We start from the raw sequence: 13,620 nt of genomic DNA, 5'->3' as shown, positions 1-13,620 counted from the left end.
TAATATTTGTTATGCATTCTTCATGCCACGAGCGAACGGCATTCCGTAAACCAAGCTCACTCTCCCTTAGGTTAGACGAAGCACTTTTTAAAAGCCACTCCGAAAGTTCCATGTGAAGGCAGGCTGCAGGGCGACCGCCAACACAGAGCGGATTTTGTGCGCTAAGCCCCGTTTGATCTAAAAAAGACCGGCTTCCTATACGCTAAGGAAACCGGCCTCTTATTACTTTTTTACTAATCTCGATGAATATCCGCCTTGACTTGTTATTTCTTCTGTGGTGTTTCATTTTTGTGTTCAATAACTGGTAAGAATTTGCGTTCACCATCTTTCATCATTTGTTCCTTTGAACGATTGCTTTTCGGAACTACCCCATTTTGTTCAGCTTCCATTTGTTTTTCAACCTGTGTATTTGCAATCACCTCGTACACTTGTTGTTTAGAGATATTTTTAGATGCTGCAATATCCGCAACAGATTTACCTTTTGCAAATTCTTCTTTTAATTCTGTCGGGCTAATTTTTAGCAAAGAAAACAGTTTATCATCGTTCAAAATGGAATCATAAATATAATCAGGCTTACCATCTCTAGTGAATAAACCTTCTACTTTAATGTGTGAAGGTGCAGGTTCACCTCCTACCCGAGTAAGATTAATTGCATTGTCATGAACAAATACCTGGTAGAACGGTGATTCTGATCCCTTTATGGTGTAATTCAACATCAATGTTTTTTGATTTGGGTTCTCCATTTGTTCCATAGCAAACTCGTACGCTTTGACGTTACCATACATTTTATCAATGAGATGATCTACCTTCGCCTTGATTTCCTTATCGGTTAAAGTAATGAGTGGCTTCTCCTTAGGCTCCCAATTCTCTTGATCCACGTGTTCAATCTCACCCGAAATACCGTTAGTATGAAGGGTAATCTTTTTGCCGGTTCCTCCTTTTTCCTGCAGTATGATGCTTGTTTGGTTCACTTTCATTTGGGATAAACCAGTGGAGTCTGCCGGTTTGAGTACATCACCTTGAGCGTTGCTTGCATTGATAATCTCAAACGATCTTGTTTCGGGAAATGCGCTATACAGCTTCTCTAGTGTTGCTTTGCCAACCTCATCCACCTTGACTTGTTCAGCGGTCATTGGTTTTCTGGTAATCATTTCAATCAGGGGAGGGGCCGCAAATGCTGCGGTTGGAATCAAAATCGCAGCAGCAACTATTCCGCCAATTAATCGTTTTTTCATGGTTTTTTCGCTCCTTTTTCGTTGCAAATATTGAGAATACGATTGTTCAATTCGTTTGGAAATGGCCGGAGGGCACTCCATCGTTTCTGCTTCTTTGAGCAGATGTTCACGGATTTTTCGTTCAATAGGCATTGGTCTGTTCCATCCTTTCCGGGAGGAGATTCCCTATGTTTTTTCGAAGTGCCTGGAGACCAGCATGATATCTGGACTTGACTGTACCCAGCGGAATACCGAGCAATGTCGCGATTTCCTCAAGAGTATAGTCGTGAAAAAAGCGGAGGATAATCACCGTTCGCTGTTTGTCGGTCAGTTTTTGGATTGCCTGTGATATCTCTTGGTTCGTCCCCTCCATGATCACCGTGGGCTCATCCCAATGATGCTCTTCCCGAGAAAAGATACGGATGCGTTCAAAAATTCGGAATCTCCTCCAGCTCTTGACCCGAAATCTCTGCACTTGGCGGATGACCAAACCGTGCAGCCAGAAGTGGAAAGGGCGGTTCGTATCGTAGTTGGCAAGTGAGGTCCACATTTGCATATAGATCTCGTTCATGACATCTTCCCGATCCTGCTGATGATCCACTAGAAAGGAGACGGTTCGGTAGACATCCCGATAGGTGGCATCATACATCGTTTGAAACGCCTGTTGATCACCATCTTTCATTTTTAAAAGTAATTGGTACATATACTCACTTTGCATTCAGAGGGCCCTCCTGAGTAAGCAGCTTACACCCTATATTGCCTCTCTATCGTAAAAAGGTTCGGTTCTCTTCAAATTTTTTTGCAAACGAACGCATGGTTGGCTCAAGTCGCACGCCGCTGCCGTTTTCTCTGCCACGCATACAACACCATAAAACCGAGAACGCTCATTCCCGTGTCCAGCAGCCCCGCTTCCGGCCCGAAGTCTCCACCGGTCAGCCAGACGATATGCGTTTGAAACGAAGCCTCGAATACCCCGTTCACATCGTTCCCGCTGACGGCTAGTCCATAAAGGCTGCCTTGCGCATAGTTCCAAGCAAAATGATAACCGATCGGCATCCATAAGTTGCCCGTTATCCTAAACATATAAGAAAATAACAGGCCGATCAGAAAAATATTGAAAACCGCCAACGCCGATACGTTGTTATTTCCAAGGTGAATCAAAGCGAACAACATCGCCGACAGTATATAGGCGAAGGGCAGCCGGTATTTTAAGGCTTCCATCGTTTTCATGATGTATCCCCGGAAAAACATTTCCTCTGAGAAGCCAACCCATATAAACATCATCAGGCTCCAGAGCAGGCCGGACGCGCTCCAGGATGGATTGATCCGAAGCGTAACCGCACCTGCGGCCACCAGAATCCCTGCGATCATCGACATGAAACCGAGGCCCAGTACAATGCCGGCACCAAATTCACGAGCTCCTGCCAACGACAAACGCATGCCCAGATCCCGCAAGCTTCGTTTTTTCAGCAGTCCCCAGATCAGAAGCGTGGCCGCAATTCCACCCAGCGGGGCAATCAGCTCCGGTCGAACAGAAGAAACGAGTGACTTGCCGCCCCATTTGACCGATAGTACGAGTGCAATTGTGAATTGCAAGCCCACGAACAAGAGCAAGGATAAGAGTAAATCCCATCCGAGCCGCATCTGGCCTGCGTTGTTTTTGAAAAGCTTCCGCAACTTGCCATCCCTCCGCAGCATAAACATATATCGATACTAACCTATTAAATTTTCTACGTCCACGCCAAAAAAGCAAGTCCTTGGAAGGACTTGCAGAAAAATTTAAGAACTTGTTCCCCTTAATGCCAACTGAGCGGAATCCGTTCAAAACACTCGGCTGCCCTCAATAATCTCCGGCGAGGTCAACCGCGTTGCCTCATAAAGGATCACGCTGCGTTAGAGTCAAGAAGAAGCTACCGTCCCACTTTTTTCAATCGTTCATGAATAAAATCCCTGATTCCCGAATGATTCCTGTACAAGGTCAAGCTGTATAGGATGGACGATGCGGTGATGGTAGACCAGATCAACCAGTCTGCCGCAATACGAGCGATTTCATTCGCTAACAGTTCTTGACCTGCATCGAAGGATGACACTAAGGCAGAAAAATTAAACAATAACAAGATGATTACCCTTCCGGCAAGCATCGCAATCCAGCCAATAATATAGGGATACCCTCCGACCGTACATAATTGGTTATCGCGATAAAACACCTTCGTTTTTTTGGCTTGCCAATACCCGACGACCGCGCCTAAAGCCAGCAGACTAATCAATTCGCCTATAATAAGGCCGTCTAATTTATCGGGCAGACCGGCATAAGTTCGAATGATGGCCATGATCGGCAGTCCGAGGAGATCGAATCCATCGACCTTTTTGGGGATGAGCTGCCGAATGATCAGCACAATAACGACGGCAAGGATAATGAGCATAAATTTATCCATCCGCTTGATCCCCTCTTTTGCTCGTTAAGTAATAGTCGATGAGCTGATCCACTTTTCGTTCCGGGTATTGTTCCGGGCTTTGAAGCACGTGGATGATCAGCCCTTCGATAAAACAATAAACCATCTCCGCTTCCAATTCCCGGTTGCAGTCCGGTTGAAGGTAACCGAGCTCCCCCATAAGATCGACAATGATCCCCATGATATACCTTGTATAATGGTTCATCTGCTGCTGCAATTCAAGTAGCTCCGGATTGCTGAAGGACTGGCCGAGAAACGCAACCCACACCCTACGCTCCGACAGCTCCTCCGGATTGACGGGAACGAGAAATTTCATCAGCCTTCTGATCGCTTCTTCATCCGTCCCCTGAAAAGCTTTCGTCCGAGTCATGGCTCTCTCATGCACTCGATCCAACACCAGCTTCATGGAGTAATAAATTAATAGATCCTTTGACGAAAAATGATGCTGGATCATTCCCGCCGAGATGCTTGCTTCATCTGCGATTTGTTGGATCGATGCTTTATCCAATCCATGCTTTAATATCACACGCCAAGTAGCGGATGCGATCTGGTTTTTCCTCTCCGTAAGATCGACTTTTTTGGGCATGGCAAAATGCTCCTTTCATTTTATACAATATGATTATATTGTTTCCTTTCGATTTTTACAATATGGTCATATTGCAAAAATTCGCCCCGGCTGTCGACAGGCTCCCAAAATCCTGCTAGAATGCACTATAGATCTCCCCCTATAAAAGAATACAGGTGAATCATCATGCTATCCTTTTCCAGATTGAGTAAATGCAAACCCCCGATCCCGTAATTTCTTTGCCGGCTCATTGAGATTTTGAATTATAGGGGGAATGGCTGTGCAAAGAAAAATCTCAACACCATCATTATGGCTGTACATTATTCTTGTTGGTTTCCCGCAAATTAGCGAAACGATCTATACACCTTCCTTACCGGATATTGCAAATCGCCTGCATACAACCGGCAATGCGGTTCAACTGACGCTTAGCATTTATTTCCTCGGTTTTGCCGCTGGCGTTTTTTGCTGGGGAAGGCTTTCGGATTCCATCGGGCGGCGTCCTGCTATGCTTTGGGGAATCTTGGTTTATGGCCTGGGCAGCTTGGGATGTTACTTGTCCGGTTCGGCCGAGTGGCTGCTTGTCAGCCGGTTCATTCAGGCTTTTGGCGCCAGCACCGGTTCGGTCGTGACGCAAACCATGCTTCGTGAGTGTATTGATGGAGCCAAGCGACATGCCGTGTTTGCCCAGATTTCTGCGGCTCTTGCCTTTACTCCGGCCATCGGACCGTTCATTGGGGGATGGGTCGATCAAGCGTTCGGTTTTAGAGCCGTGTTCTTCACGCTTGTTGTGATGAGCGCCGCCATTTTTACGTACACCTTGGTTTCTCTGCCTGAGACAAAAGTGTCCACGAGCTCCGGGGTCCATACGTTTTCTGTAGCCAAGCGCTTGGTTTCTGACCGAAGAGTATGGGCATTCGGTTTTCTCATCGGAGCGACCAACGGCATCTTGTTTAGTTACTATGCCGAGGCTCCGTTCATTTTTATGGATTTTTTTCACATGAGTCCGGGCGTGTTCGGTTTTTTGGGAATTTTCGTGGCGTTGTCCTCCATCCTTGGTGCGATGATGTCGAAGAAACTGCTACCCCGGGTCCCGGCCGAAAAAATTATTTTTCTCGGTTCCCTCGTCACGATAGCGGGAGCCGTAGGTCTCACCGTTCTTGCGCTCTATGGCATAAGCCCTTCCGTCATCGGATTAGCGCTCATGGTAGCTTCGATCTTTGTCCTCCTGCTGGGGATTGGTATGGCCATCCCTAACTGCCTGAGTCTGGCGCTCGTCAATTATGGCGATGTCCTTGGCACCGCAGGCGCCATTTTCGGATTAGGTTATTACGTGGTGATCAGTCTCATTACCAGCGGGATGAGCTATCTTCACAACGGTTCGTTAGCCACTATGCCGATGTATTTTCTCGTATTGGCGATTAGTATGGCCCTTGTGAGCAAAAAGCTGTAAACATCGGGAAGCCGGTTCTCTCTCAGCAGAGAATCGGCTTCTCTGCATGTAAGGCCCTAGAGGGCAAAAAAAAGCAGCCCTTTAACTGAAATCGTTAAGGACTGCCCCTTTTTGCGATGATGCCGTAATTTAGTTTTCTACAACGATTTTGACGGCTTGGCCGATTGGCGGCAAGCTCTTGGTCAAGATCGGACCATAGAAGCCATACACTTTATCGCCTTTTTTAAGCTGGTTGGCGGCAACCGGTTGATTATCCTTCGTACCGATCACAGGTGTATCCCCTGCCACATTCAGGATTACCGTGTCATGCGATCCGTCGCTAAGCTTATTCCCCTTGATCGTAAGACGCGTTCTCCCCTCTGCCGATGAAGTAATCTCCTCAATCTCGCCTGCCGTACCTAAAGTTTGTTGGGCTGCAGGACTCTGTTTCACGATAATCTTTTTCGCATGGGTCATCGGTGGCATACTCATAGCCATAACTGGACTGTGCTCCGCTTCGATGGACATACCGAGCTGCAGATCGGCAAGCGTCAGCTTCTGGTTCGTGTCGGATACGATCTCCGTTTCGTCGGAAATGTTCAGTCGGACGCCGTGCCCATAGCCGTTAAGGCCGATCTCTCCGCCTTTATCGCGGTAGGTAATGCTGGTAACCGTTCCTTGCTTGGTTGTGCTCGCCGCCTGTTCACCGCTTTCTTGCTTCTTGGAATCGATATGGATCGTTCCCGTTGCGTCCGTCTTCACTTGAAGCTTCATCACCTTTTCGAAATAGGACAGCGGAACATACGTTTTCTCATTCGTTAACTCCGGCGCCACCTCAAGCGGAACGAGCATTTTGGCAAAGCCGTATTGGTCTTGTCCGATCTGAAGGGTTAGCCATTGGTTGCCTTGAACCATCTCCAGCGACTGCGTATCCGGCTTCCAGGTCAGCTTATAACCCAACGCTTCAGCGGCAGCGCGGATCGGTATCATCATTTCATTTTTAGCACCTACATAGATCGGGTTCTCTTCCGGAGAGAATCCTTTTCCATTGATCACGAGAACAAATTTTAGACCGCCGTAGGAATCCTGCGGAGTAGGAGCGGAAATCGGCAGCGGTTTTACCGTTGCAGGCTCGCTTGGAGCGGCAGACACGACATTGGTTGCCAGCAGTGCGCCGGCCAGAACAACTCCGAGTACTTTGAATGGTTTCATGATGTCATATACCTCCTGTAATAACCTTATGTAAGATAACAACCCATGGAGCCAGCGCTCCATATTTTGTCGTTTACAATCTCCTTGACGTGCCATCCGGGTCAAATGTTGCATGACAGGTGTTCCAAGCCAAAAAAACCTGCTCTCGAAGTGAAGAGCAAGCGTTCGTGCATCATTTTGGAATAATCAGCTTTCCGGAATTCTTATTGGCTGCGGAGCGTGGAGTTCGCCGTCGGTCAAAGAAGCCTTTTCTCCATACATATACTGCTGGGGCAATTCACGTACTCTCCAAAAGGCTCGATATCGATAAATCCGAATTTCTTGTACAGCGCTATCGATTCGGGCTGCATGGGCCCGGTTTCGAGGAGCAAGGATGTAAATCCCGCCCGCGCTGTTTCCTTCTCCAAAAATGACAAGATACTCGACGCAATTCCTTTATTTCTGCAAGAAGGATCAACGAATATCCGTTTCAATTCGGCGGCCTGCGCATCTAGCGGGCGGTAAGCTCCACAGCCGGCAGCGGCACCGTCCCAATAGGCAAGAACGAACACCACCTCGTCAACGTCGGCCCCTTCCAAATCAACGCCAAACACTTCGTCGGCAGGGTACAACGAATATAAGTAATCGTCCAGTTTGGCAATCAATGCAAGCAAATGCTCATTGTTCGGCTCCACGACTTGTACAGTTAGCATTTCCATCCTCTGCTCCCCCGGTATGCAATCTAGTTCCGATTATACAGAAGTTATTTTCTTCCGGCAACTATCGTATCTCGAATTGTCACATAATATAACATGAAATAGATTAATACTTCTATTTGCTGAGGTTTGGGCACATTTGCCTCTCTTATCCCCCGCCAATCTCGTTGGCGGAAACTAAATTGCCCTGGAATCCAAGAAGGTTTTTGAATCAAGATGCTCGAATTTATTTCATATCTAAGTCACTAAAGGAGATATTCATGAAAAACTTGCTGCGGGATATGATCTTTTCTTCTCTTACTAATTTATTTAAAAACGAACCAGATCTTTTTACGAATACATTTGAAACAAATTATACAGAGTGGAATTTAAGCCATCATTTATCCACCGAACTGCGTAAATATATTTTTTGGCTCGATTGCGATCTGGATGTCACAAAACGTGATTACCGTATGAGACCTGACATTATTTTTCACAAGCGCAACACAAACACTCTTAATTTCCTAGTGGTTGAACTTAAAAAAGATAGGAACGACAAACATGAAGACATAATCAAAATCCGAGAGAATTGGATGGACAAACCTTTAAAGTACAGGTTTGGACTATACATAAACATATGGAATATTCATGAATTCGAAGCTATATTATTCACCACTTACAACGAAGTTTTGGAGATTAATGAAAAGTGGTGTAATTATTTGGACTTACCCAAAATTAATAAAAACATAATGAACAGATGTGCGTCAATAATTAACGAAATCAAACAATCTGAGAGAAATTATGGAGGCTCTGCTCCCATTGACGAACTAGATCGTGAAATATTTAATGCATTTATACGATACAAGAAATTAGCAACAGGTCATCATTTGGAGTAAAAAATAAAGATGGCTGCCGCAAAATTGCCTCGACAGCCCGAACCCCTATAAATTACTTCTGCCCGCACACCATAAACATCGGCGTTGATCGGCTTAATACTTGCTGCTTCTCATCCAACACCCGCTCCGACAAATTTTCCATGCTGAACGCCTCGCTGAAGCCTTCGGCTTTCAGCGCCTGCAGATCCCATGCCGGACGCCATTCCTTCGTTAACGGCAGCAGCAGGCTGAGTCGGTCGGATTCCTCCCAATCGACATGTCTGGGCGGACTGCCCCAGCCTCTCGCTTCATATTCGTGCAGATCCGCCTCCCGCTTCGCCCGCATTTCGTCATCAACCAAATGACGGTTCCAGTTAGCATCGAATACGAGCAGCCGTCCGCCTGGACGCAGCACCTTCAGCCACTCCCCATAAGCCGCCTGAGGCGCATGAAGTGTCCATGTCAGGTTACGGCACACGATCAAGTCCAAGCTATCGGGCGCAAGCTCCAGCTTGTGCGAGTCCATTTTGCGGAACTGTGGCTTCACCCCCGCCTGCTCGGCATTGCGGCGTGCGCATGTCAGCATATTTTCCGTGCAGTCGATGCCCAGGACATGATGGCCGGCCTGCGACAAAATAACCGTGAAAAAACCGGGCCCGCAGCCGATATCCAGCACATCGAGACGCTCCTTCCGGGGAGCGAATTCCAGAATCAAATCTAGCCAAGCCTGCTTTTCAAAACCGTTCAGCTCCTTTTGGATGCTGTCGCTGTAAAGCTCCGCTTCGCCGTTCCAATACGTTTCGACTTCATTTTGAATGGTCATCCTGTTACTCCTTCTTTGCTATGATCATAAAACGTCTGTCGCTTTGATAGCCGTATTTCAAATGCTGCATCGTCATCTTGTAGCCGGACGTAAAATTGTGGCGAATTTCCTGAATGCGAAATCCGGCTCGCTGCAAAGCCTCTTGATCGGCCTCCGGGCGCAAGACCTGAACGAACGGCAGCTTGCCGAGCAGCTCCTTATCCTGATCGGACCGACTTCTCATTCTCAGCTCCGTAAGGAGGATGAGCGTCCATCCGAGGGCGTACCACAGCTTGTTGAAGAGCGCCGGTCTCTTCGGCTCCTTCCGATATAAATAATTGCCGTCGAATACGATCAACGTGCCGCCCGGCTTTAAGATACGGTGCCACTCCGCATAGGCTCCGTACGGATCGGGCAGCGTCCAGACGACATCGCGGCATACGACCGCGTCAAAGGTGTTGTCCTTTTCGGCATGGAGATGGGCTGCGTCGCCCAAGTAGGCTTTCACGTCAACGCCGGCCGCCTTGAAATTGCGCGTTGCCGTCTCGATCATCCCCTGCGAGGCGTCGACTGCCGTAACACAATGGCCCATTCTGGACAGCAGGATCGAAAAAAATCCGGGTCCGGTCCCCATATCCAGGACGGCTTGCCCCTTCCGTCCGCCCAACCCTTCATTCAACAGCGATGTCCACATCGATACGGTCCGTCGGCTGCGGAACTGCGCCTTGACTGCCTTGTCGTAGCTGCCGGAGCCGGACGTCCAGTAGTTGGAAATGTCTTTCAACATAGCGTCTCTCCTTGAAGTTTTTCGATATTATGTCGTTACTTGACATCCAGCTCATTCCAGACGACCGGCAAGTAAGCAGTCTGTCCAAGCTTAAAGCCTTTGACCCTGCTATTGACGACGAAAATCTCATCCGGGTAATAAACCGGCAGAACCATCGCCTGCTCGAACATCCGGCCGAACAACGCGTCGTACTTGTCTTGTCTTATTTTGGCATCCATTGCTCCCATCGCTTCGTCGATCAAAGCCTCCAATTGCGGATCTGACCAAGCGACAGCAGGGGCATTGGCCGAACGATGGAACAAGGACAGCAGGAAAAAATGGGGGTTCTGGGAATCCGCATAGGTGCGGTAAATGAGCATATCATACTGCTTGTTCTTCCACAGCGCATCGTAATAGGCATTCGCTTCCAGCACCTTCAGGTTAACGCCGATGCCGATTTCCTTAAGCTGGGACTGGACAAATTCGGCGATCGATTTCCATTCCGGGAACTCGGTTTGCTGCAGCACAAAATTCAATTCGAGCGGCTTGCCGTTTTTCTCGACGATGCCATCGCTGTTCGTATCCGCAAAGCCCGATTCCTTAAGCAGTTGCTTCGCCTGCTCCGGCTCATAGCCGTACCATCGGATATTCTCTGCGGTCACATAAGGCACCGTAGCCGGGAACAAGCCTTGCGCTTCCTTGCCCATACCACCCATCAGCTTGTCGACAATGCTTTTTTTATTGACAGCCAGATTGATCGCCTTGCGGACGTTCACATCCTGCAAGTACGGGTTGGAGCCATTAAAGACGACAAAATGCGAATTCGTACCCGGAGCGGATTGCACGGTTAACGAATCGGATTTTTGAACGACCTGAATACTCTCCGGCGCAATTTTGCCCATCTGCCCGCCGGAAATGTCGACCGAGCCGTTTTGCAGCGCCAGCAGGCGGGATTGCGGATCGTTGACGACCTTCAGCACGATTTTGTTCAGCAGCGGCGCTTTCCCCCAGTAGTTGGGATTTCGCACCAGCACAGCCTGCTGGTCCTTCGTATAGCTTTCGACCTTCCACGCGCCGGTGCCGATGGGCTTAACGAACTTGCCTTTGACATCGCCCGCCGGCTCAACGGCCGAAGGAGAAAGAATGCGCACCGGTCTGGCATACGTCAGCTCGGTCAGAAACGGATAAAACGGCTGGCTAAATGTCATCTTGACCGTGTGCGTGTCAACGGGCGTAATTTCCTGCAGCGCCTTCGCCACATTGATGGACGAATTGGCCGGGTCCTTGGACCAACGCTCGAACGAAAACTTGACCGCCGCCGCGTTAAATTCGGTGCCATCGGAAAATTTCACGTCTTTGCGCAGCTTGAACGTATATTCCTTGCCGTCGGGGGAGATGGTCCACGATTCGGCTAACGAAGGCAAAATCTCGCCTTTCTCGCCGTATTCGACCAAGGAGTCGTAAATCATCGGATGCACCTGAATCGAGCCTTTGTAAGTCCCGGCATCGAGCTGGTCGATCCCCGGATCGGAAGCGATGGCGACGACCACCTGCTTATCGCCCGGTGCCCCGGCGCTTCCGGTTCCGTCAGCCGTACGGCTTGCACCGCCTGTGCCTCTGGCCGCACAGCCGGTAACGCACACGAGCAGAGCACTTAATAAGATGAAGACGGTTTTTACTGCAAAAAATCGTTTGCTGCGGCTTGCACGGTTCTGTTTCATCTTAGTTGCCCCTGTTCTTTAACGATTTGAAATGTTTGATCGGCCTTCCCTCCGACTTCATTCGCAAAGAGGTGGCAGGCCGCCTGGTGAGACGGCCGCTTCGTTTCGAGTACGGGCTCGACCGTAAAGCAGACCGGCATTGCGGCAGGACAACGGCTGCAAAACCGGCAGCCCTGCGTAACTCTCTCCCCCTGCGACAGAGCCGGTTCTCCGAACGGCCTCCCTGTCCTGCTCCGCCTGAGCCTCGGATCTTGCACTGGAACCGCGTCCAGCAGCGAACGGGTATACGGATGAATCGCCTCTTCGGCGATACGGGCCGCTGGCAGCGTCTCCACGATTTGCCCCTTATACATCACGGCGACCCGGTCGCAAAAGCGGGAAACGGACGATAAATCGTGAGTAATGTACAGATACGACAGGCCGAAGCGGACCTTCAGCTCTTCAAGGAGCGTCAGGATTTGCCGGCGAAGCTTGAAATCGAGGCTGGAAAACGGCTCGTCGCAGATCAGCAGCTCCGGTTGAAGAACGAGCGCCCGCGCGATGTTTACCCGCTGCAGCTGCCCGCCGCTTAATTCGTGAGGATACCGCTTCGCATAGGCCGCCTCCAATCCGACCATGTTCAGACTCTCCAGTATGACGCGTCTGCGTTCCAGCGCTGCCATGCCTCCGTAACTGCTGAGCGGCTCGCCGACAATTCGTTCCACCGTAAACAACGGATCAAACGAGGAATAGCTGTTCTGGAACACCATCTGCATCCTGCTGCGGATCGTCCGCAGCCGTTTGAATCCCCACCGGGTCACATCTTCCCCGCCGAACAGCAGACGGCCTTCGGTCGCCGTTTCGAGCCCGAGCAGCAGACGGGCAAGCGTGCTCTTCCCGCTGCCGCTTTCGCCGACGAGTCCGAGCGTCTCCCCCTTGTCCACATGGAGACTGACCCGGTCCACGACTGGCATAGCATCATTTGCGGACGGAAACCATCGCCCCTCCCGTTGATATACCTTCGTCAGTCCTTCCGTCTCGATCAGTCTCACAACGGTCCTGCCCCCCTTTCCAAGCTCCCCCCGTTTACCTGCTTTCAAGCAATTCTCTGGTGTAGGCATGCCGCGGATGGGCAAATATTTCGAACACATGGCCCGATTCGACGATCCGCCCTCCTTTCATGACATAGACCTCGTCGGCGATTTCGGCCACGACGCCCAAGTCGTGGGTAATAAGCAAGATCCCCATGCCGGTCTCCCTCCTAAGCCGGTCAAGCTCCTGCAAAATTTGCGCCTGAACCGTGACATCGAGCGCGGTCGTCGGCTCGTCGGCGATTAGCAGCTTGGCTCCGGAGGCCAGGGCGATAGCGATCATCACGCGCTGGCACATGCCCCCGGACAGCTGAAAAGGAAACCTCCGCAGCAGCGTCTCCGGCTTCGGCAGCCCTGCCCGGCACAGCTGGTCGACGGCCAGTTTCTTGGCCTCGGCCCCTTGCACTTTCCGGTGCCGCCGGATGGTTTCGATCAGCTGTCTGCCGATCGTCAGAACCGGATTCAGCGCATTCGCCGGGTCCTGAAAAATCATCGCCACCGAGCTGCCTCGGTACCGGCGCAGTTCCCTCACGGACAGCCGGCGGAGGTCCGTGCCGTCCAGCCAAATTTCCCCGTCGGCGGTATGCCGGCGAGGGTCGAGCAGGCCGGGCACGGCTTGGGCCAGCGTGCTTTTGCCGCTGCCGCTTTCCCCGACGAGCGCGACGATCCGCCCTTCCTTCACCTCCAGACTAACTTCGTCCACGGCACGCACAACTGGAGCATGAAACGATATGCTCAGCCGATGGATACGCAGGATCGCCGGGATTTCTGCCGCTTCCTGCGTATGGCACCGTTTGACTCGCGCTTCTGTCTCTTGCATCGTTACCGACATCGCGATC

14 protein-coding genes are annotated in these 13,620 nt (G+C 50.2%); 2 read left to right on the top strand and 12 right to left on the bottom strand.

What is annotated here, in order from left to right:
• Nucleotides 1-263: 263 nt before the first annotated feature.
• The 5 genes from QMG93_RS29095 to QMG93_RS29075 form a co-directional block, all read right to left on the bottom strand.
• Nucleotides 264-1,367, bottom strand: coding sequence for a hypothetical protein (locus QMG93_RS29095; protein ID WP_281942818.1), 1,104 nt, complete (start codon nt 1,365-1,367; stop codon nt 264-266).
• A complete protein-coding gene (locus QMG93_RS29090; RefSeq protein WP_281942817.1) occupies nt 1,357-1,932 on the bottom strand; it encodes a sigma-70 family RNA polymerase sigma factor in 576 nt (191 codons plus the stop codon). The genes QMG93_RS29095 and QMG93_RS29090 overlap by 11 nt, the downstream gene beginning before the upstream one ends.
• A gap of 104 nt (nt 1,933-2,036) precedes the next feature.
• Nucleotides 2,037-2,891 carry a CPBP family intramembrane glutamic endopeptidase gene (locus QMG93_RS29085; RefSeq protein WP_281942815.1) on the bottom strand — a complete coding sequence of 285 codons (855 nt, stop codon included), beginning with the start codon at nt 2,889-2,891 and terminating at the stop codon, nt 2,037-2,039.
• Nucleotides 2,892-3,124: 233 nt separating this feature from the next.
• Nucleotides 3,125-3,649, bottom strand: coding sequence for a hypothetical protein (locus tag QMG93_RS29080; RefSeq protein ID WP_281942813.1), 525 nt, complete (start codon nt 3,647-3,649; stop codon nt 3,125-3,127).
• Nucleotides 3,642-4,253 (bottom strand): TetR/AcrR family transcriptional regulator, encoded by a 612-nt coding sequence (locus QMG93_RS29075; protein WP_281942812.1) that lies wholly within the window; start codon nt 4,251-4,253, stop codon nt 3,642-3,644. The genes QMG93_RS29080 and QMG93_RS29075 overlap by 8 nt, the downstream gene beginning before the upstream one ends.
• 259 nt (nt 4,254-4,512) lie before the next feature.
• Here QMG93_RS29075 and QMG93_RS29070 point away from each other — a divergent pair, with 259 nt between their 5' ends.
• The gene (locus tag QMG93_RS29070; protein WP_281942810.1) at nt 4,513-5,682 is read left to right on the top strand and encodes a multidrug effflux MFS transporter; all 1,170 of its coding nucleotides are present in this window, start codon (nt 4,513-4,515) and stop codon (nt 5,680-5,682) included.
• Nucleotides 5,683-5,811: 129 nt separating this feature from the next.
• Here QMG93_RS29070 and QMG93_RS29065 read toward each other — a convergent pair whose 3' ends face one another.
• Nucleotides 5,812-6,873: a copper amine oxidase N-terminal domain-containing protein gene (locus tag QMG93_RS29065; RefSeq protein ID WP_281942808.1), complete on the bottom strand. Its 1,062-nt coding sequence runs from the start codon at nt 6,871-6,873 to the stop codon at nt 5,812-5,814.
• A gap of 236 nt (nt 6,874-7,109) precedes the next feature.
• Entirely contained in the window at nt 7,110-7,571 is a 462-nt protein-coding gene (locus QMG93_RS29060) for a GNAT family N-acetyltransferase (RefSeq protein WP_281942806.1), read from the bottom strand.
• Between the two features lie 257 nt (nt 7,572-7,828).
• Between QMG93_RS29060 and QMG93_RS29055 the strand changes: the two genes are divergently transcribed.
• Nucleotides 7,829-8,443 (top strand): hypothetical protein, encoded by a 615-nt coding sequence (locus QMG93_RS29055; RefSeq protein WP_281942804.1) that lies wholly within the window; start codon nt 7,829-7,831, stop codon nt 8,441-8,443.
• A gap of 52 nt (nt 8,444-8,495) precedes the next feature.
• On the opposite strand, the gene QMG93_RS29050 is transcribed toward QMG93_RS29055, so the two are convergent.
• The 5 genes from QMG93_RS29050 to QMG93_RS29030 are packed head-to-tail and all read right to left on the bottom strand — an operon-like array spanning nt 8,496 to nt 13,613.
• Nucleotides 8,496-9,245 (bottom strand): class I SAM-dependent methyltransferase, encoded by a 750-nt coding sequence (locus QMG93_RS29050; RefSeq protein WP_281942802.1) that lies wholly within the window; start codon nt 9,243-9,245, stop codon nt 8,496-8,498.
• Between the two features lie 4 nt (nt 9,246-9,249).
• Nucleotides 9,250-10,011 carry a class I SAM-dependent methyltransferase gene (locus QMG93_RS29045; RefSeq protein WP_281942800.1) on the bottom strand — a complete coding sequence of 254 codons (762 nt, stop codon included), beginning with the start codon at nt 10,009-10,011 and terminating at the stop codon, nt 9,250-9,252.
• Between the two features lie 35 nt (nt 10,012-10,046).
• Complete coding sequence (locus QMG93_RS29040; protein WP_281942798.1) at nt 10,047-11,711, bottom strand: nickel ABC transporter substrate-binding protein; 1,665 nt, start codon at nt 11,709-11,711, stop codon at nt 10,047-10,049.
• On the bottom strand, nt 11,708-12,742 hold the full coding sequence (locus tag QMG93_RS29035) for an ABC transporter ATP-binding protein (protein ID WP_281942796.1): 1,035 nt from the start codon (nt 12,740-12,742) through the stop codon (nt 11,708-11,710). The genes QMG93_RS29040 and QMG93_RS29035 overlap by 4 nt, the downstream gene beginning before the upstream one ends.
• Nucleotides 12,743-12,776: 34 nt before the next feature.
• Complete coding sequence (locus QMG93_RS29030; protein ID WP_281942795.1) at nt 12,777-13,613, bottom strand: ABC transporter ATP-binding protein; 837 nt, start codon at nt 13,611-13,613, stop codon at nt 12,777-12,779.
• Nucleotides 13,614-13,620 lie beyond the last annotated feature (7 nt).

The sequence above is a fragment of the Paenibacillus tyrphae genome (assembly GCF_027925525.1).
Lineage (GTDB): Bacteria > Bacillota > Bacilli > Paenibacillales > NBRC-103111 > Paenibacillus_G > Paenibacillus_G tyrfis_B.
The sequence above is the reverse complement of the archived record's forward strand: the minus strand, read 5'-3'. Positions and strand labels throughout refer to the sequence as shown.